20 protein-coding genes are annotated in these 17354 nt (G+C 61.1%); all 20 read left to right on the top strand.

All coding sequences use genetic code 11. From position 1 onward, the window contains the following. Positions 1 to 3: 3 nt before the first annotated feature. Positions 4 to 1392, top strand: a complete 1389-nt coding sequence (locus WA070_RS08895; protein ID WP_422633728.1) for a phage major capsid protein — start codon at positions 4 to 6, stop codon at positions 1390 to 1392. Between the two features lie 35 nt (positions 1393 to 1427). After that, entirely contained in the window at positions 1428 to 1877 is a 450-nt protein-coding gene (locus tag WA070_RS08900) for a hypothetical protein (protein WP_422633729.1), read from the top strand. Between the two features lie 45 nt (positions 1878 to 1922). Next, positions 1923 to 2456 carry a phage head-tail connector protein gene (locus WA070_RS08905; RefSeq protein ID WP_422633730.1) on the top strand — a complete coding sequence of 178 codons (534 nt, stop codon included), beginning with the start codon at positions 1923 to 1925 and terminating at the stop codon, positions 2454 to 2456. Next, a complete protein-coding gene (locus WA070_RS08910) occupies positions 2453 to 2812 on the top strand; it encodes a head-tail adaptor protein (RefSeq protein WP_422633731.1) in 360 nt (119 codons plus the stop codon). The genes WA070_RS08905 and WA070_RS08910 overlap by 4 nt, the downstream gene beginning before the upstream one ends. After that, the gene (locus WA070_RS08915) at positions 2812 to 3348 is read left to right on the top strand and encodes a hypothetical protein (RefSeq protein WP_422633732.1); all 537 of its coding nucleotides are present in this window, start codon (positions 2812 to 2814) and stop codon (positions 3346 to 3348) included. Before WA070_RS08910 ends, WA070_RS08915 begins: the two co-directional genes overlap by 1 nt. After that, positions 3341 to 3730, top strand: coding sequence for a hypothetical protein (locus WA070_RS08920; protein ID WP_422633733.1), 390 nt, complete (start codon positions 3341 to 3343; stop codon positions 3728 to 3730). Before WA070_RS08915 ends, WA070_RS08920 begins: the two co-directional genes overlap by 8 nt. A gap of 63 nt (positions 3731 to 3793) precedes the next feature. Then, a complete protein-coding gene (locus WA070_RS08925) occupies positions 3794 to 4219 on the top strand; it encodes a phage tail tube protein (protein ID WP_422633734.1) in 426 nt (141 codons plus the stop codon). Between the two features lie 9 nt (positions 4220 to 4228). Beyond that, positions 4229 to 4525: a hypothetical protein gene (locus WA070_RS08930; protein WP_422633735.1), complete on the top strand. Its 297-nt coding sequence runs from the start codon at positions 4229 to 4231 to the stop codon at positions 4523 to 4525. After that, entirely contained in the window at positions 4518 to 4946 is a 429-nt protein-coding gene (locus tag WA070_RS08935) for a GTA-gp10 family protein (protein ID WP_422633736.1), read from the top strand. The genes WA070_RS08930 and WA070_RS08935 overlap by 8 nt, the downstream gene beginning before the upstream one ends. Then, positions 4946 to 5068, top strand: coding sequence for a phage tail assembly chaperone (locus WA070_RS08940; protein ID WP_422633737.1), 123 nt, complete (start codon positions 4946 to 4948; stop codon positions 5066 to 5068). The genes WA070_RS08935 and WA070_RS08940 overlap by 1 nt, the downstream gene beginning before the upstream one ends. Positions 5069 to 5131: 63 nt before the next feature. Beyond that, positions 5132 to 5605: a hypothetical protein gene (locus tag WA070_RS08945; protein WP_422633738.1), complete on the top strand. Its 474-nt coding sequence runs from the start codon at positions 5132 to 5134 to the stop codon at positions 5603 to 5605. A gap of 114 nt (positions 5606 to 5719) precedes the next feature. Beyond that, positions 5720 to 9175, top strand: coding sequence for a phage tail tape measure C-terminal domain-containing protein (locus WA070_RS08950; RefSeq protein ID WP_422633739.1), 3456 nt, complete (start codon positions 5720 to 5722; stop codon positions 9173 to 9175). Beyond that, positions 9172 to 9762, top strand: a complete 591-nt coding sequence (locus WA070_RS08955; RefSeq protein ID WP_422633740.1) for a hypothetical protein — start codon at positions 9172 to 9174, stop codon at positions 9760 to 9762. Before WA070_RS08950 ends, WA070_RS08955 begins: the two co-directional genes overlap by 4 nt. Further along, positions 9762 to 10349: a hypothetical protein gene (locus WA070_RS08960; protein ID WP_422633741.1), complete on the top strand. Its 588-nt coding sequence runs from the start codon at positions 9762 to 9764 to the stop codon at positions 10347 to 10349. Before WA070_RS08955 ends, WA070_RS08960 begins: the two co-directional genes overlap by 1 nt. Positions 10350 to 10364: 15 nt before the next feature. After that, entirely contained in the window at positions 10365 to 10781 is a 417-nt protein-coding gene (locus WA070_RS08965; protein ID WP_422633742.1) for a DUF6950 family protein, read from the top strand. 3 nt (positions 10782 to 10784) lie between these two features. Then, positions 10785 to 13571, top strand: a complete 2787-nt coding sequence (locus tag WA070_RS08970; RefSeq protein ID WP_422633743.1) for a phage tail protein — start codon at positions 10785 to 10787, stop codon at positions 13569 to 13571. 8 nt (positions 13572 to 13579) lie between these two features. After that, positions 13580 to 15160 carry a hypothetical protein gene (locus WA070_RS08975; protein ID WP_422633744.1) on the top strand — a complete coding sequence of 527 codons (1581 nt, stop codon included), beginning with the start codon at positions 13580 to 13582 and terminating at the stop codon, positions 15158 to 15160. A gap of 7 nt (positions 15161 to 15167) precedes the next feature. Beyond that, entirely contained in the window at positions 15168 to 16463 is a 1296-nt protein-coding gene (locus WA070_RS08980) for a hypothetical protein (protein ID WP_422633745.1), read from the top strand. Between the two features lie 21 nt (positions 16464 to 16484). After that, positions 16485 to 16901 (top strand): hypothetical protein, encoded by a 417-nt coding sequence (locus tag WA070_RS08985; protein ID WP_422633746.1) that lies wholly within the window; start codon positions 16485 to 16487, stop codon positions 16899 to 16901. A 59-nt stretch (positions 16902 to 16960) separates the two neighbouring features. Further along, positions 16961 to 17354 (top strand): TIGR02594 family protein (locus tag WA070_RS08990; protein ID WP_422633747.1); only part of this gene is annotated, 394 nt, incomplete at its 3' end.

Raw genomic sequence — 17354 nt, forward strand, 5'->3', positions numbered from 1 at the left:
ATCATGAAGTATTCGACCCGATCCGCCTTGATGGCGGTGGCGACCTTGCTCGCCCATCCGTTTCGTGCGCTGGCGGCCAAGCCGCACCTGACCCTTGAGCCGCCGACGCTCGGCGTGATCGCCGCAGCTGGCGGCATCACGGTGCCGCGCGCCCTTGCGACGGCCCGCGTTCGCGCCGACGTGAATGACCCCAAGGCGATGATCGAGCAGATCCAGGCCGCCGTGAAGGAAATGCGCGAGACGAGCGACACTCGGCTTGGTAAGATCGAAAGCAAGGTCGATCCGCTCGACGTCGAGAAATTCGATAAGATCAGCGCCACGGTCACGGACATGGAAGCGGCGCTCAACGCGATCAACGCCAAGATTGCCGCTGCCGCACTCAATGGTGCCCAGCGCGCGCAACCTGTCGATGCCGAATACACCTCGAAGTTCACGGCTTGGGCGCGCGATGGATCGACCGACGTCGATCTGAAGGCGCTTCACCGTCCGGGCCAGCCCCGTGCGGCGATGACCGAGGGCAGTGCGGCCGATGGCGGCTACACCGCACCGGTCGAATGGGATCGCACGATCGAGGGCCGTCTGAAGCTCATTTCGCCGATGCGTCAGAATGCCCGTGTGCAGGTGACGTCGCGCGCCGGCTTCACGAAGCTGTTCACCGATCGCGCGGTTGGTTCCGGCTGGGTCGGCGAAACGGCGTCGCGTCCCGCCACGTCGACGCCGCAGTTCACGGCGCTCGGCTTCGGGCACGGTGAAATCTACGCCAACCCCGCCGCGTCGCAGATGCTGCTGGAAGACAGCGAGATCGACATCGAGGCTTGGCTGGCTGGCGAAGTCGATACCGAGTTCGAGCGTCAGGAATCTATCGCGTTCCTTGCGGGCGACGGTGTCAACAAGCCCTATGGCCTGCTCACCTATGTCACTGGCGCGGCGAACGCGGCGCGTCATCCCTGGGGGGCGATCGAGGTCGTCAATTCGGGCAGCGCCACCCTGTTCACGTCCGATCCGATCATCGATCTGATGTATAAACTGCCCGCAGCCTATGCGCCCGGCGCGAAGTTCTATGCGAACCGCTCGTCGCTCGGCGCACTGCGCAAACTGAAGGACGGCCAGGGCAATTACCTCTGGCAGCCGACCTATGTTGCGGGCCAGCCCTCGACCCTTGGCGGCTACGCCCTCATCGACATGCCCGACATGCCCGTAGTCGGCGCAGGCAATGTCCCCCTGCTGTTCGGCGACATGGAGCGGACCTATCTCATCATCGATCGCCGTGGCACGATGATGCTCCGCGATCCCTACACCAACAAGCCTTACGTCAGCTTCTACACGACCAAGCGTGTCGGCGGGGGCGTTCAGAACCCCGACGCCATGAAGGCGATGAAGATCAGCGCATAATCGACAATCCTCCGGGGCGGCTCGCGCTGCCCCGGTTGATCGAAGCGACGCCGTTCGCGCCGTTTCGATCAACCCAGGAGTTTCCCATGTCCGATCATCTGAAGTTGCTCGACGGCACCGTCGAAGAAATCACCGCCGGCGTCGCCAGTCTCACGCCTGCTGACCGCGCGGCGCTGCTCAAGGCGGAACAGGACGGCAAAAAGCGCAAGGGTGTCATTGCCGTGTTGCAGCCCGGTGATGGTGATGGCGTTGACGGCAGTGCGCCGGCCAATATCCCGCCTGCCACCGATTTCGAGCCGTCGGGCGCTCCCATCCAGACGGTGCCCGATATCGACCCCTCGCATCCGGCCGTTGACGCCGACCCGCGAGCGAACACGACCGTCGATCAGAACCGGATCGACTTCAATGACCCCATCCGCAGTGGCGTTGAGATCGTGTCCGAACAGTTGGGCATGACTGGCCCGGCCGACGTCGACGGCGAATAATGAGTTCGGGGCCGGTTGATCCGGTCCCGATACAGGAGGGCGCATATGGCCATTCCCGTCACATTGGAGGATGCCAAGCGCCAGCTTCGCCTTGAAGTCGATGACGCCAGTCAGGATGACGAAATCCATGGATTCATCGCCGACGCTGCCGCGTGGGTCGAAAAATACACCGGCCATATTCTTGCCGCCTGCGATGTCACCGAGGTGTTTCGCGGCTTCCGGCCGGTCATGTTTCGCGCATGGCCAATCGCTGCCACCGCATTGCCGGGGGTGGCCTACACCAACAGCGATGGCGTCGCCGTCGCGATCCCCGGAGCGCGCATCGATCTGAGTCAGGGACGTGCGCGTATCGCGCCCGGCACCGGTTCGTTCTGGCCGTTCATCGACAGCCAGCAGGTCTTTTCGGTGACGATCCGGGCTGGATATGAGGATGACGACGAGGTTCCGGGCAATCTGCGCCGGGCCATGCTCGTGCTGATCGGTGCCTATGACGCCGATCGAGAGGGCGGTGACATCCTGGCGAAGGCCGAGGCGACCGCCAGCCGCCTGTGCGCATCGTTCAGGCCGCGCTCGGTATGACAGTCGGCAAGGGTTTGGCGAGCCGTCTTCGCGAGAAAATCATCGTTCAGGAGCCAAATACGGTCGACAATGGTCGCGGTGGGCGCAGGGTGCCGGACGGCGAACCCGCGTGGCGTAATGTTGGTGGTCGCATTGCGGCTGAAGTCATACCGCTGCGCGGCGGCGAAGCATTGAGCCTGGGCGTTCAGCGGTCGACGCAACTATATCGGGTGACTATCCGCAAGCCAGCCGCCGCTATCACAACCGCGCACCGATTGATGTGGGGCGGCATTGCCCTCGATATTCGGACTGCCCCGCCGTCGACCGATCGCGTGTCTGTGGTCATGACATGCGAGAGTAAGTCGGGGGCGTCCTGATGGCAAAACAGCGCCTGCGCGGAATTGGGCGTGTCCGCCGCCTCATAAGGCGCTTGCCCGTCGAGATGCGTGGCGAGTTAATTGTTGAGCTGCGCGTAACGGGACGTCGCATCTGGCAAGCGATTAAGGCGCGCACCCCTCGTAACACCGGGGCGCTGGAAGGCGGCATTTCCTATCGCGTCCTTCCGACCTCGCTTCGGCTCCAGATTGGCCTGCTCGGAACGCCGCGTGGCCGGGCCAGACTGTTCTACGGGCGCATTCAAGACCTTGGGCGGCGCGAGCAGGTGGTTCTTGTCCAACGACGACGGCGTGTTGCCGTTTCGACCGGATCTGGCACGACAGCCGCCATCCTCCGCACTTCGCGAGGCCGCAAGGTGCCCGGCGACATCGTGTCTACCTACCGCATGAAGGTGCGCGGGATGGAGGGGAAACGGTTTGTGACGGGCCGTTATCCGGACCTTCGACGCGAACTGCGCGATAATCTGACGGGTATTCTTGCGCGCGTTCTGCTGAAAATTGGGGGTGCCGGTGAGTAAGGCAAAGACAATAGTCGAGGCCGCTTCATTCGAGGCTCTGGACGCAGCCATATCCGCCGCGACGGTGTATCAGGACGCCCCTTCGAATGCATCGGGCGACCTCGTCATTCTCGGCGATCTGCGCAGTTCGGCGCTTCCCGGAAAGGCGCAATCTGACGATCGACGGGTGCAGATCACGATCATCACCCTCGTTTCTGCGGAAGAGCGGGCACCGCTGCTGGCTTTGATGGATCAAGTCGAGGTCGCTCTAGATGGCGTGACGATCGAAAGGGACGGCTGGACGCTCGAATTCACGTTCGAGGACGACGACGCGGTGCTGAGCGAGGATGGCGAGACCTATACGGGCGTGTCCAGCTTTGCGGTTCTCTGCCTCGCGCCCTGACACCCGAATCAAACCACCCGGTCGCGCATCGTCAGCGCCGCCGCAATAGACAGGAGAAGTATCATGGCGAAGAAACTGGGTTCCGACTATCGGCTGTTCGTTCAGTCAGCGACGCCTACCACTTTCAACCAGCCTGCCGGTCAGGGCAATCTAACCATCAACCGGAGCAAGGCGTTTAGTTCGTCGGCTACGAAAGACACCGAAGGCGTCGACACGCAGACTCCTGGCCTGCGCACCTTGTCTATTACGCAGGCAATTGTCCCTGATCTGCCGGATGCGAGCGGCTACACGCGGATGGAGACGCTCGATAAGTCGAACGCGTCGGAGGTTTACCAGATCCGCAAGAAGCCGTTCGCCACGGGCGACGTCGTGTTCGAATGTTTGATGTATACCGCTCTCGACAATACGGGGCTTGAGCAGGGATCGAGCGTGTCGGCGGGCGTGCAGCTTCAGCCAGCGGCGAATCCCACAGTCGACGCGCTGACGTAAGGCGCGGCCATGGCAAAAATCACCATAGCCGGTGTGGAGCACTCCACCCGCCGCCCCGCCGATCTTGACGAGCAGCTTGTCGCGACGACGGGTTGCTCGTCTGTCGAGATCGATCGCATCCTGTCCGCTGGCGCCGACCGGGCCGCGCGCGCGCTTCTGCCGTTCCTTCCAAAGGACGCCCCGGAGCATATCGACCTCGCCCGCGCCATCGCAGATGACCCATCGGCAATCGATGTAATCCGCTCCCTCTATGCCGATCTGCCGACGGCTATGGAGCCAACAAAGGATGGTGGCACCAGTGACTGACGAAACCACACGCCCGGTCGCGCAGGAACGCGGCGAATTAACCCTTTTGCTCGACGGCGCGGACATGGGTTTGCGCCCATCCTACGAGGCCATCCAAGCGATAGAGACGTCGCTTGGACGGGGTCTGGTGGACCTTGCGCGTGACGGCATAGCGGGCAAGCTGTCGATGAGCGAGACGGCGCAGATTGCGACTGAGTGCATCAGGGCATGGGGGCGCGATGTCGAGGACAAGGGCGCGGCTGGCGCGAATGCCGTTCGCATCGCAAAGCTGATCCTCGATAGCGATGGCGGAATTTATGCCGCGCAAAAGACCGTGTCAGCGATGTTGTCGCTGGCCGTCACCGGCGGTTACAATTCGTCGGGGGAACTGAAGCCGTCGATGACGACCGAGATGACGGGATCAGCCCCCGTCGACGGCTGATGGGGGTTGCCGCTGCCACACTCGGGTGGCGGCCGCAGGACTTCTGGCGCGCGACGCCGGTAGAGTTCTGGGATGCGTTCAAAGCATATGAACAGATGAATTGCGTCTCTCGCGAGGCGTGATAAGTTCGGAGGATGAGAGTAGTCATCGCACTTATCGCTGTTACCATCCTCCCTGGATGCTCTGTGTTCGATCAGTTTGCTGACGCAAAAGAAACTGTCCGCCACGAAATGAAAGATCCCGATAGCACGCAATTTCGTGATCTAAAATTCTGTGAAGACTATAAAAGTGTATTCGGACAGGTGAACTCAAAAAATAGCTTTGGTGCATACACCGGGTTCAAAGACTTTGTTGTGATCGACGGTCGCTCTGAAATCGAAGATAAAGATAACTATTCTGCATATCATGAATTTCATCGCTTATGCTTGCCTTCGATGAAACTGCAACCTTACAGCGAAATTATCCCTGACAATTTTGAGACGATGGCTGGCAACACGTCACTGGCATCGCCAGCATCTAATAGCCCAATCGCACCCGTCGATGAGATGGTGCCAGAACATGATGTTCAACCGGTTGAGATACCCGTGTGTGACCGCGAAGACAGTCCAGAGAAGTTCGCGCTCATGAACGAGATCGGCGTGAAGTGTGAGCTCCATTAACGGAATCGTGTCGGGGCAATGCCTCAGATAGATACGCGGCGGCTCGTTTATTATTGTCGCATAATATAAGTGTTCGGGCGGTCCCATGGCCGCCCATTTTTATGGGGGTCATCCATGGCTGAACAGACTGAACGTCTGCTGCTGCAAGTTGACGCTGCCACCGAGTTGCTGCGCCAGCATCTTTCGCAGGCAGAGCCTTCCCTTGATCGGTTCGAGCGCCGCGCCAAAAAAATGGCGGACAGCGTCGATCGCTCCATTGGCGAAATGGGAAAGCGGTTCGGCGCATTCGGCCAACTTGCGGAGAGTGCGGCAGAGCGCGCCCAGAAGTCATTTGAATCGAGCTTCACCCAGGTGCAGCGGATGGCAGCCACGGCGATCCGTGGGCCAACCATCAACGGAAATATCGATCTTGGTGCCGACGACATCCGCGCGGGCGCAGAGGCGGCGCAGCAACAGGCCCGTGCGTTTGCATTGATTGAAGATGCCGCCCGCAGCGCTGCCGCGCGCATCGGTGACACCAGCGAAGCGACCCGGCTTTTCATCGCCGCCACCAGCGCATCGCGGATGGAGGCTGAACGCAAAGCATCGGCTTTGCTGGCGGAAGCAGGGGCGCTGGAGCGCGTCGAGATCGAGTTGCGCCAGAGCGCTGACGCCACCGACCTGTTCATCACGTCGCATCAGCGCATCGCACAGGCCGCCGAACTCGAGCGACAGCTAGCGATCGACACCGCATCCGCATCTCGCGAGCAGAAAGCGCTGGCCGCTTCCGCCACGATCCTGCGTGGCGAACTGGACCCGATGTATATCGCGCAGCAGCGCTTCGACACAGAGTTGGATCGTGCCGACGATCTGCTCAGGGCTGGCGTCATCTCTCAGCGCGAATATGCCGCTGCGATCCAGGTGTCGCGCGACCGACTTCAGGCTCACGCGACCGCCGTGGCGGGCAATGTGCCCATCATAGACGATGGCAATAAACGACTGACTTCCGGCGCCGGCGCATTGCGCGCGGCGATGTCCGGCGCGTCCTATCAGGTGCAGGATTTTTTCATTCAGTGGAGCATGGGGGCCAATGTCATCCAGGCTGCGGTGATCCAGGGCGGCCAGTTGACAGGCCAGTTTGCCAATCTGGATGTGAAGACCGGGACCGTAACCTCCAAGGTTGTCGCCTTCGCCCAATTCATGCAGTCGGGCTATGGTATCGGCATACAGGCCGCCCTGCTCGTTTTGACGCCTTTTGTCGCGAAGTTGCTCGAAGAGGCTGATGCGCAAGATAGCGCAACTGAGAAACTCCGAAAAGCTGCCGCTGAATCCGTCATCGCCGACGCCGCCAAAAAGAGTTACGCCAATAGCATCGAGGGCGTCACGGAAGCTCTCAGAGATCAGGCGAAGGCCCTTGAGCAGGCAGCGCGCGCAGACCGCACTTCCGCCGAAAACGCCAATATCAGCGCCAAGGCCGAACGCGATCGCGCATTGGCGACGCGACAGGCCACACTGGCGTATCTGGAACAGGCGAAGGCTCGTCTAGCAGCCCTATCAACTCCGGGCGCGAGTGATGCCCGCTTGGCAATTCCAAGGGATGAGGCGAAAGCCAATGTTGACCGCTTCGAAGGTGAACTGAAGAAGGCCCAGGCAGGCGTCGCTGAAGCTGAGCGGCAATTGAACCTTTCTCGCGTCGATCTCGCCGCCGAGCAGGCAGCTGTCGCGATCGATCCGATCCGTGCGGTCACCAAACTTTACGACGATCGGATCAACGCCCTCAAAACGCAGCAGCGCGAAGAGGCCAAACTCGGACGTCAGGTCGGCGCGGCGTCGCTGGCCCGCCTTACCCAACTGGAGCGCGAAAAGAAGGCTGCGGTCGATGCAGCACAGGAGCGCGAGCGCCTGTCCAACAAGAAATTAAGCCCGTCCGCCAACAACCAGATCGGTCGGGAAATCGACGTTGCGGAGGCGACGCGCATCATTGAGGGTATCGGGGGCCGCGTAACCAACGGTTTGCGCACCACCGCTCGACAGGCTGAGCTATACGCAGCGAAATTGGCTGGAACGCACAAGGGGCCGGTCGCAAAGCCAGGCACAAGCGACCACGAGCGCGGCCAGGCGATCGACATCGCTTATGGCCCAGGCGTGACCCCAGCCACCATTAAAGCGGCGTTCGCGCGTGAGGGTGTCGCGATCCGCCAGTTGCTGGATGAGCGCGACCAGCGCATTTTCCATGTAGGGTTCGGCAAGCGGGGGCCAAGCCAGCAAACCGTCGAAAACAAAGAGGAAGCCGCGCGTCAGCAGGCCATTGCCCGCGACCTTGCATTCAACGAACAGGAACGCGCCGCGAACCGTCGGTTGATCCGAGCCAAGGTCCGTGGGGCAGAGACCGCCGAAGAGCGCGAGAAACTGGCGCTTTCTGACATCAACGAGCAAGCCGACGCCGAAAAGCGTCGTATCGCAGATCAACTTGACGCGAAGAAGCTGACGCAGGCGCAGGCCAATAGACTGGTCGCAATCAACGAGGCGACACGGCTAGAACTCGTGGGGAATGCCAATGCCTCCCGTGCGACGCGTATTCTCGAACAGCGTTATGCCCTAGCCGAAGAGGATCTTGATGCGCGCATCGCCATGCTGCGCATTTCAGAAGACCTCGCAACCACCGACGGGGAGCGCCGTCGCGTCTCGCGCGAGATATTGGACGCTGAGCAGCAGCTGCGCCGCAAAGCGCTGGAGCGTATTCGGGACACGTCACAAGATCCAGAAGCGGTTGCCCGAGCCCAGCGTGACCTTGGTCGTTTGCCTGAAATCGAAGATGGCGAACGGCGGCAGGAGCAGCGTCGGACGGCCTCGCCGATGGACCAGTATCGCGATCGACTGCGCCGGGCGGCGGGCGACATGGACACCGCGCTTGATTCCGTCAAGGCCAATGGCCTGGCCTCGCTAGAGGATGGACTGGTCGGCATCATATCGGGGACGGAGAATGCTAGCGATGCTTTCAAGCGGATGGCAGCCAGCATCATCGCCGATCTGGCACGCATAGCAATCCAGAAGGCGATCCTTAGTGCCATCGGCGGCAGTTTTCTCGGTTTCGCAGACGGTGGACCGCTGTCCAACGCTCCCGGTTTCGCGGATGGCGGCTCGGCAGGCGGTCGCATCCGAGGGCCAGGAAACGGTCGATCGGACAGCATCCTTGCCCTCCTGTCAGGTGCCGACGGCAAGGCAGTGCGACTGTCCAATCGCGAGTTCATCATGAATGAACGGGCCGTCGATTTCTACGGATCGGATCTCATGTCGGCTATCAATGCACGCCAGCTCCCCCGGTTTGCCGATGGCGGCGCATTGGGCACACCCCGCCTCTCGACATCTCTTCGATCCCCGACGCTGCCGAGGCTCACCGAAATGGGGCGGGATCGACTTTCTGTTGATGTGAGGACGAAGGTCGACGCCAGTCCGCTGCTGCTCGCCAAAGTCGAGGAAACCACGGTGCGCACCGTGGCGGGTGCGGCCGAGCCTATAATGTCTGGCGCGGAACAGCGGACACTAAGCCGCCTGCGTCGCCGCAGTCTGCCGGGAGGCTATGCCGGATGATTGTTGATATTCCGGCCCAGCCGGTGGCGCTGGAAATCCAATGGCGGCTGCGCCAGCCCACGCAAGTAAACCGCAGCGAATTTACCGGTCGGCGCAGGGTAACAATCCTGTCTGCCGCGCCGCGCTGGTCAGCGCAGGTGACAATGCCGCCGATCCAAGGCGAGGACAATATCCTGCCTTGGCGCGCGTTCTTCGTGCGCCTGCAAGGCAAGGCACATAGTTTCCGTCTCATTGCATGCGAGCGCGACCAGACGTCCGCTGGTCCCATCACCGTAAAGGGTGGAGGGCAGGCAGGATCAAGCATCCTGACGCAAGGTTGGGGCGTGGCGGGCGAAAAGCTGAAGGCAGGCCACTTCGCCACGATCAACGATCAACTGTTGCAGCTGACCGCGCCAGTCGTTGCAAACGGCGCGGGAGAAGCCACGCTATCCTTTGGCCCTTATATCCGTTTTAACCCGGCCAATGCAGCGCCGGTAGAAGTTCGCCGCCCCTACGCGCTTATGTCGCTGTCGGACGAAGAGGCCGGCTGGATCGCTGGCAAGGGACAGGCATACACCGTCAACTTTGCTTGCGAGGAAAGTTTCTGATGGCGACGCGCCCGGACGCTGCTGCGCAAGGCGCACTAGAAGCCGATGTTCGGCGGCCAGTCACGTTCTGCTATCTCGATGTTGCAGGCGAGCCGATCCGCGTTACAGACGCCCCGTATAGCTTCACCTTCGCAGGCACCGGTGACAGCGATCTCGACGGCTTCACTTTTGAAGCTGTGGACCCTCGCATGGTGTCTGTCGGCGTGGTGAAGAACAAAGAAGCCGGCGCCGACACGCTCACGCTAGAATTGTCCGGGCTGGCGGGCGTAGATGACGAAACCATGACCTTGTTCGGCGATCGGAGCAAATGGGTGGGTCGCGATGCCCGTCTCTGGAAGGCGATGCTGCACCCTATCGATCTGAACCGAATTGGCGGCATGTGGTGCTATTATACCGGCTATATGTCGGTGCCGAGGATAGTGGGCGATGCATCAAGCCAGGTCATCCAACTCGACATAGAAACATATCTCGCTTTTTTCGGGCGGGCATCGAACCGCACCTATCTCGACCAGCAGCGATACGACGCTGGCGACCTGTCCGCGCAGCTGGCGATTGCCACCGCGAACGGCGCTGGCAATCCCGGCTAGACCCAGGAGTTTTTCATGCATCGTCTGCCCGATTGGGATGCGCGGCTCGCTGCGTATCTCGAACCCTTGCGCACGCGCCCCTTTGCATGGGGAAGGTATGACTGCTGCCTGTTCGCCGCTGGCGCGGTGATGGCGATGACCGGCGTGGACCCAATGCCGGAGTTCCGCGGTCGCTATTCGACGCCGATCGGTTCGCTGCGCGCTCTGACCCGCTATGGCGCGGGCGCGCTCGACGCGACGCTGGACACGAAGTTCGAACGTATAGTGGCCAACCTCGCCCAACGTGGCGACATTGTGATGTCGGGCGCTGCACTGGGTATCAATTTCGGAGATTTCCTGATCGCCGTCGGATCGGAGCAGGCGCGCGAAGGGCTTGTGCGGATTGATCGCGCGGACTGGGTCGATCCCCTCGCTTGGCGCGTGGCATATTAAACGATGGCAAAGGTCATCAAAACGGCGGCGCTGGTTGTCGGTGCCGTCGCCCTTGTCGCGACCGGCGTCGGTGCAATCGGCCTCGCAGGTATAGCCGGGGCAGCAACCGTTGCTGGGATTTCCGCATCGACGCTTTTCCTCGTCGCGGGCGGCCTATCGGTCGCAGGAGCGCTACTAACTAAGCAACCTTCGGTCCCGTCCTCGATGAGCGACAGGCTCAACGCGACCATTGATCCGAAAGCGTTTCGCAAGACATGGTTGGGATCGACTGCCGGTCCAGTCGATGTCCGCTATGTCGAATGGTTCGGAAACGATCAGGAGCGATGCGGCTGGATCGTGGCGCATGCCAGCCACGCGATCGAGGGCGTGGACGAGATATGGTTCGATGACGAACTGGCGTGGACGGCTGCGGGCGGCACGCAGGGAAAGTATAACGGCTATTTCTGGGTTCGATACCAGACGTTGGAAGGTAGCGCCGCCAACGTCACTTCGTTCGGATCGGGCAAATGGAACGGATCTCACCGTCTGACCGGCTGCGCTTGGTCGCTGTTCGAATTTAAGGTGACCGGCAACAGCAAGAAGGCGGAAAGTCCTTTTTCCGGCGGTTTGCCAAGCCGAATTACCATTATCGGGCGGGGCGGGAAGCTCTATGATCCCCGGCGCGATAGCACGGTCCCAGGCGGCTTCGGCCCCATGCGCGTCGATGAACAATCCACCTGGCGCTATGTGGCCGACGACGGCGCGACGATCGGCGAAAATCTGGCGCTGCACGCGCTGCGCGTGGTCTTGGGCTGGCGGATCAACGGCATATTGGCCACCGGCACCGGCGTTCCGGGCAGGAAGATCAATCTTGCGAGCTGGATCACTGCGGCGAACCTGTGCGACGAACAGGTAAACCGCTCGGCGGGCGGCACCGAGCCGCGCTATCATGGCGCGGGTGTCATTTCCGAGGGCGATGACGTGTCGAGCGTACTCGACATGCTGTGCGCAGCCTGTTGCGGCCGGTTCACCGACACGAACGGGCGTCTGGGGTTTGCGATATCGCATAACGATCTTGCGACGATTGCTACCGACGACGGGCTGAATGATGACGACGTGATCGGGCAATTCAGCTGGGATCCCGATCCTGGCACCGACGTGCCCAATGTCGTGTCGGGCAAATATACCGACCCGTCGAACGCATCGCTATACCAGCTTGTGCCCTACCCTGACGTGCGCATCGATTCCGCTGATGGGATCGAGCGGCCGCAGACGATTGATCTGGCATGGGTCGAAAGTCCCAGCCAGGCGCAGCGCGTGTGTAAACAGGTGCTGCAGCGAGCGCAGTATAACCGGATGTTCCGGTCGACGTTCGACATCCGCGCGTGGAAATATGGCGTCGGACAGGTGTTCCCTTTCACCTTTGCGCCGCTCGGCTTCATCCGGGTGCCGTTCCGCGTGATCGAGCAGGATATTGGGCCAAACGGCACATGCCTGATGGCACTGCGGTTCGAGACACAGGCGGTGTTTGCATGGGACGCCGACGATGCAGCCCCCGTCCAAGCGGCTGCGCCAATCATTTACGACACGCGCAACAGCCCTTTGATCCGTGGCATTGCCGAAGCTGGCGGCACGGCGGCATGGTCTGGAGTCTATGGCGAAGGCAAGCCGCAGGACAATGCGGACGTCACGGGCGAAAACACCGCGAAGGACACGGTGAGCGTGTCAGGCAAGCCTGCGGCGGAAGTCGTATCGGACGCCGAAATCCACGCCATGGGCATCCTCACCCTCAATGCCCGTCAGGATGATCTGGTGCAGATTGTGGGTGCCGCTGCCTTTGTCGACGGTCAGCCAGTCAGCACGACGTTCCTGAACTTCCGCCGCGATCAGACCGACGTAAATAGCGCGCTGGCCTCCACCCTCGACCTGATCGCTGCCAAGAACGCGGACGGCACCGCCGTTATCATGAACCTCCAAACGGTCATGGCCTCGCCAACGCAGACAATGGCGCAGAAGTTCTCCGAGTTGGCCGCGATCGGGACGATGGACGACGGCTCGACCGTCAAGGCGACCGTGCAGTTCCTTCAGGAAGTGTTCGTCGGCGACGGCCAAAGCTATTCCAAGACGATCCTGCGATCGGACGTGAACGGCGTTTTCGGCGCTTTCTCCATCCTTGCCGATGGGGTCACGCGGCGTTCAACCATGGCCTTCATCGCCAACGAGTTCTACTTTGTCGATCAGAACGGCGGCAACCCGACCCGGCCCCTGACCTATGTAGGCGCTCAGAACGGCGAACCGGCACGGTGGGAGTTTGGCGCTGACATTTATGCCAAGCGCATCGTCGCCGACGTGATCGAGACGAAGAACATCAAGGCAAATCAGGTCACCGGCAAAACCTATTTCCAGCAAAGTTGGGGGAATGGGATAGACATCGGCCAGATCGGACCATCCGGCACGAAAGTGTGGGCGACCTTCGGCGGGGCGACACCGGTGCAGGTGTCGCCGCAAGGTCTGACGATCCCTCTAGGCACCGATGTAGAAATTGATTTCTTCGTCAATATGCAGCGCACCGGTAGCGACAATGACCGCGTCTGGTTCCGCTTGCGCCGCGAAAGCGCGAAGACTGGCAGCGCGATCATTGGCGATACGATGCGGGCAGGAATGAGCAACTTCCCGACCGTGGTCTCTTGGCCGTGGGTCGATAAGGTGCCTGTCGAAGACCAGTATCTCTACACGATCGAAGCCTACCGCGATGAGGGTGGTGGCACGTATTTCAGCGCCAAACTCATCTGTAGCACCGGCAAGCGATAGGATCGACTATGAGCCAGCTTTCCGAACTGCTTGACCGCCTCTCCACATTGGTGGGCCGCTTTAGCCTCCGCTTTTACCAATGGGTCAACATCGTCACCGGCGGCGTCGACGGCGGGCCGAACGGCGACGGCTATTATCCTTTCTCCGACATGGGCGACAACACGGTGCTGGTCCCCAGCATGCGCCTGATCGAGACGATCGCCGGTGCGCCGAGTGTCCCCGAAGCACCTATGGATGGCAAGGCATACATCCGGCGAAACGGGGCATGGGTGGCCTTCACCATACAGGATAACGGCGGGGTCGATCCCGAATTTCCGCCCGAGCCGCCCATGAAGTTCGTCGGTAACGAGATCACCGAATATACAGCGCCCGGAACACGCGGCCAGAAATTCCAAGTCATCGGGCCGATCCCCCGCAAGTTCTGGAATACGCAGCTCGGCTCGTTAGACGGTGAGCCAGGGTGGATCCGTTTGGAGGTTCGTGAAAACGAGCGTCGTCCAGAAGATCTCGATCACCCGGTCGATCGCGTCGGCCTGGATGGCTACATCAACACGGTCGACAGCGACGCCACCACGACGATCGAGTTTTCGTATATTCGTGGGCCGAACACGATTTCTACCGGCTATCAGTGGCTGAATTTGTTCGAATTCCGCACGCTGCTTTACGCAGGCGACTTCGGCACGGCTGGCTTCCTGGCGATGTTCCTGGAGCGCAGCACCGGCTACTTCGTCATCCACGACAAGACCCCGACGTTCAATGAGGACGGGGTGATGATCAACACCACGACGGGGGTGCTGCATGCGGTCCCCGCCTTTCCTGAATGGGTACGGCAGGAGTTCAAGATTGTCGTCAAAGAGGGGACAACTGACGGGTTCATTCAGATTTGGCAGAATGGCATTCAGATCGTCAATAAAGTCGGGCAGGTCGGCTATCAGCGACCGGCCTATATGCAGTTTCGCATCTATCGTGGGACGCGGCCTGAGACGGCGATCACCTTCACGAAGATCAAGTCGATCGAGAGCGTTTCGCCTTTCGTCCCATGGGTCGATATCGCCGACACCTTCCCCGGCGTGAAGCTGCCCAGCATCTATAAGCTGGTGAAAGCCGGGACCGGAACGTCCAAAGTCACTGTCGGCAACAACGTGCTGAAGATCGAAAGCGGCCCGACCCCCGGAGAGGCATCGCGGATTGTGCGGCGCGTGATCGGAGCCGTGAACAACGGTATCGTCCGCTACCGCGTCGAGATCGACTATACGGCCACACAGAACGGCAAGGTCGCGGCGCTGGCGCGCATTGTGCCCGATGGCACCGGCACGATCGCGCCGATGCCGGTGCCGGGCGGCGATCCGGTCATGGTTGAGGTCGGCCTCACCAGCGCCAGCCCGAACGCCATGGCCGTCCTCGAATTTACGGTGCCGCCCGAAGTGCGCGCGCCGCATCTGCATTTTGAAGGGCCGTCGGGCGAAAATCGCTCGGTCGATATTCGCGCGATCCGCATCATCGACGTCTCGAACACCCCGGCGTCGGCCATCCGAAATTCTTCCGGGGGCTATGTTCGCAACGCCTCTGGCGGCCACATTCTAAGGTAGGATCATTATGCCTGATACACTTCTCTCGGAGGAACTGGCCGCCGCTGGCCTGATCGCAAGCGAACTCGTCAGGACTGACGCGCTGGATACCCGGCTGCTGGAATATACAAAGACGGTTGATCTGCCGTCTGGTGGCAGCGGAGGTGGTGGGTCCGCCCCCACATTTCTGCGCTACGCATCAGTCGGTCGCAGCCTGCCCGATAGCGCGGCCAACACCGGCACGCCGATTGAGATCATGGCGCGGGCTACCGACTTCGCTCGCTATGACCTTAAGCGGCCCCGTCCAGTTTTCGGTATCGGCTGGTATGTAAATAACGCTGGCGCGGAAGTTGCCCTGCCTGGCACCTTCGAAATCACCGCCTCAATCGAATATCCGATCAGCACGTTCCGCCAGCTAAAATTTGGTGGTCAGGTCAAGGGCAGCTACCAAGGTGGCGACATCGCTATCCCGGACGAACTGACGGCGGATCTGGCGATCCCGGCAGGCGAGCCATTCGCGGTGAAGTTCTGGCTCAAGTCGCCGGGCGGCTATGTCTATGACAATAGCTATTCGGCGGTGGCGGGCGATACTTTCAACATCGGCCAAGGAGTCACCACACCTGACCTGACGATGACGACCCAGTCCGGCGGTTCGTCGCAATCTGGAGTAGGTCTCACCCATCTGGGAGTGATCGACAACATTGCCCAGGAAGCCGACCTGGACATCGGCGACCATAATTGCGCCGGAGACGACAAGGAAGAACGCGACATCAATGGGGCTTTCGGCGTCCTCGCTCGCATGACGCGAGGCAAGTTCGGCGGGATCAACGCAGGCCGCAGCGGCACAACCGCCACCCAGTTCACAGCCGCCAATCGGCCACGCACGATCGCGCTGGCGCAATATGCGAGCCGTCTCAAATGCATATTGGGCCAGCTGGATTGTAAGAACGGCCTGACCGCTGCGGCTGTTGCTACCGAGTTGGTCCGCATCCGCAATCTGTTTCCCGACCGGAAATTCTATCTGGGAACCGTCCCCCCGATACAGGATGGCCCTGGCACGACCTTCCTTGCCCAGGACGGCAGTGATCAGGTGGCCAACGTGAACAACGGGCAGGTCTCTGCGCTGTGTGGCCTGATCCGGGCGGGCCTGGTCACAAACTCACGACCAGCCATCAACGGTGTACTCGATTTTCGCACGGTGCTCGAAAATCCCTACGACCCGACGAAGTGGCGGACTTACGGTTCGCCCGACGGCCTTAATATGAAGCCATTCCTGTTTAAGCTGGCCGCCGCGACCTGCCCCGGTCGGGAACTGGTGCTTTAATGAGCGGCCGAAGGGGTGGACATGCCTGAACCAAAAATAATCGACGATGCGGTGCAGGCGGCGGCGGGCGGCGGCACCATGGGGGCCGTGTTCTTCTTCCTGCGCTGGACATGGATGCAGGTGACGGGACGGGCCGATCGCAAGCAAATGCTGATCGACGCGCAGGAGGCCAAGGTCGATCGCGAATGGGAGACAATCCGCGAAGAACTGAAAGCAGAGCGGCAGGCCGACAAGCTGCGTGTCGATCGGATCGAACGGCAGAATCAGGCGCTGCGTTTCGCGTTCCATCATGTTGCTGCCGCGCTGATCAGGATCGATCCGCAGAACCCGGCCATCACGCAGGCGGAGCAGATGCTTGCCACTGCCTTCCCAGTCGATTTCCGGCTGCTGGCTGAACAGGCGGAAAGCGCAATAAGTGCGGTGCCGATCGACGGATGATGCGGCCTAAAGACTGACCAATGCGGGCGCTTTCGCGCCCTTTTTCATGGGAGTTTGACATGAACACGAAAGACCCTGCGTGGCTGCTGGCCGCGCGGGCGCTCCTTGGCACGCGCGAAGCGGCCGGGGGTGCCAACAACGCGTCTATTCTCAGCTGGGCGAAGACCTTGGGCGCGAAGGTGCTAGGCATGGTCTATAATGCTGACAGCGTGCCCTGGTGCGGCCTGTTCGTGGCGCACTCGTTGCGCGACGGAGGCGTCGATCTTTCAGAAATGTATGTCGCCGTTCGAGCGAAAGCATGGGCGACCTGGGGCGCGGCGATTGCAGCCGACCGCCTGGCACCCGGCGCGATTCTTGTGTTCGACCGGGAGGGCGGCGGACACGTCGCTTTCTATGTCGGTGAGGACGCCAGCCACTATCATGTTTTGGGCGGCAATCAGGGCGACTGCGTCA

It is taken from the genome of Sphingobium sp., from assembly GCF_049304695.1.
Classification (GTDB): domain Bacteria; phylum Pseudomonadota; class Alphaproteobacteria; order Sphingomonadales; family Sphingomonadaceae; genus Sphingobium.

Bases quoted from the DNA above. Each gene is read 5' to 3' on its own strand.
- WA070_RS08895 (WP_422633728.1), top strand. From the start codon at position 4: ATGAAGTATTCGACCCGATCCGCCTTGATGGCGGTGGCGACCTTGCTC.
- WA070_RS08905 (WP_422633730.1), top strand. From the start codon at position 1,923: ATGGCCATTCCCGTCACATTGGAGGATGCCAAGCGCCAGCTTCGCCTT.
- WA070_RS08910 (WP_422633731.1), top strand. From the start codon at position 2,453: ATGACAGTCGGCAAGGGTTTGGCGAGCCGTCTTCGCGAGAAAATCATC.
- WA070_RS08915 (WP_422633732.1), top strand. From the start codon at position 2,812: ATGGCAAAACAGCGCCTGCGCGGAATTGGGCGTGTCCGCCGCCTCATA.
- WA070_RS08925 (WP_422633734.1), top strand. From the start codon at position 3,794: ATGGCGAAGAAACTGGGTTCCGACTATCGGCTGTTCGTTCAGTCAGCG.
- WA070_RS08930 (WP_422633735.1), top strand. From the start codon at position 4,229: ATGGCAAAAATCACCATAGCCGGTGTGGAGCACTCCACCCGCCGCCCC.
- WA070_RS08940 (WP_422633737.1), top strand. From the start codon at position 4,946: ATGGGGGTTGCCGCTGCCACACTCGGGTGGCGGCCGCAGGACTTCTGG.
- WA070_RS08950 (WP_422633739.1), top strand. From the start codon at position 5,720: ATGGCTGAACAGACTGAACGTCTGCTGCTGCAAGTTGACGCTGCCACC.
- WA070_RS08955 (WP_422633740.1), top strand. From the start codon at position 9,172: ATGATTGTTGATATTCCGGCCCAGCCGGTGGCGCTGGAAATCCAATGG.
- WA070_RS08960 (WP_422633741.1), top strand. From the start codon at position 9,762: ATGGCGACGCGCCCGGACGCTGCTGCGCAAGGCGCACTAGAAGCCGAT.
- WA070_RS08965 (WP_422633742.1), top strand. From the start codon at position 10,365: ATGCATCGTCTGCCCGATTGGGATGCGCGGCTCGCTGCGTATCTCGAA.
- WA070_RS08970 (WP_422633743.1), top strand. From the start codon at position 10,785: ATGGCAAAGGTCATCAAAACGGCGGCGCTGGTTGTCGGTGCCGTCGCC.
- WA070_RS08975 (WP_422633744.1), top strand. From the start codon at position 13,580: ATGAGCCAGCTTTCCGAACTGCTTGACCGCCTCTCCACATTGGTGGGC.
- WA070_RS08980 (WP_422633745.1), top strand. From the start codon at position 15,168: ATGCCTGATACACTTCTCTCGGAGGAACTGGCCGCCGCTGGCCTGATC.
- WA070_RS08985 (WP_422633746.1), top strand. From the start codon at position 16,485: ATGCCTGAACCAAAAATAATCGACGATGCGGTGCAGGCGGCGGCGGGC.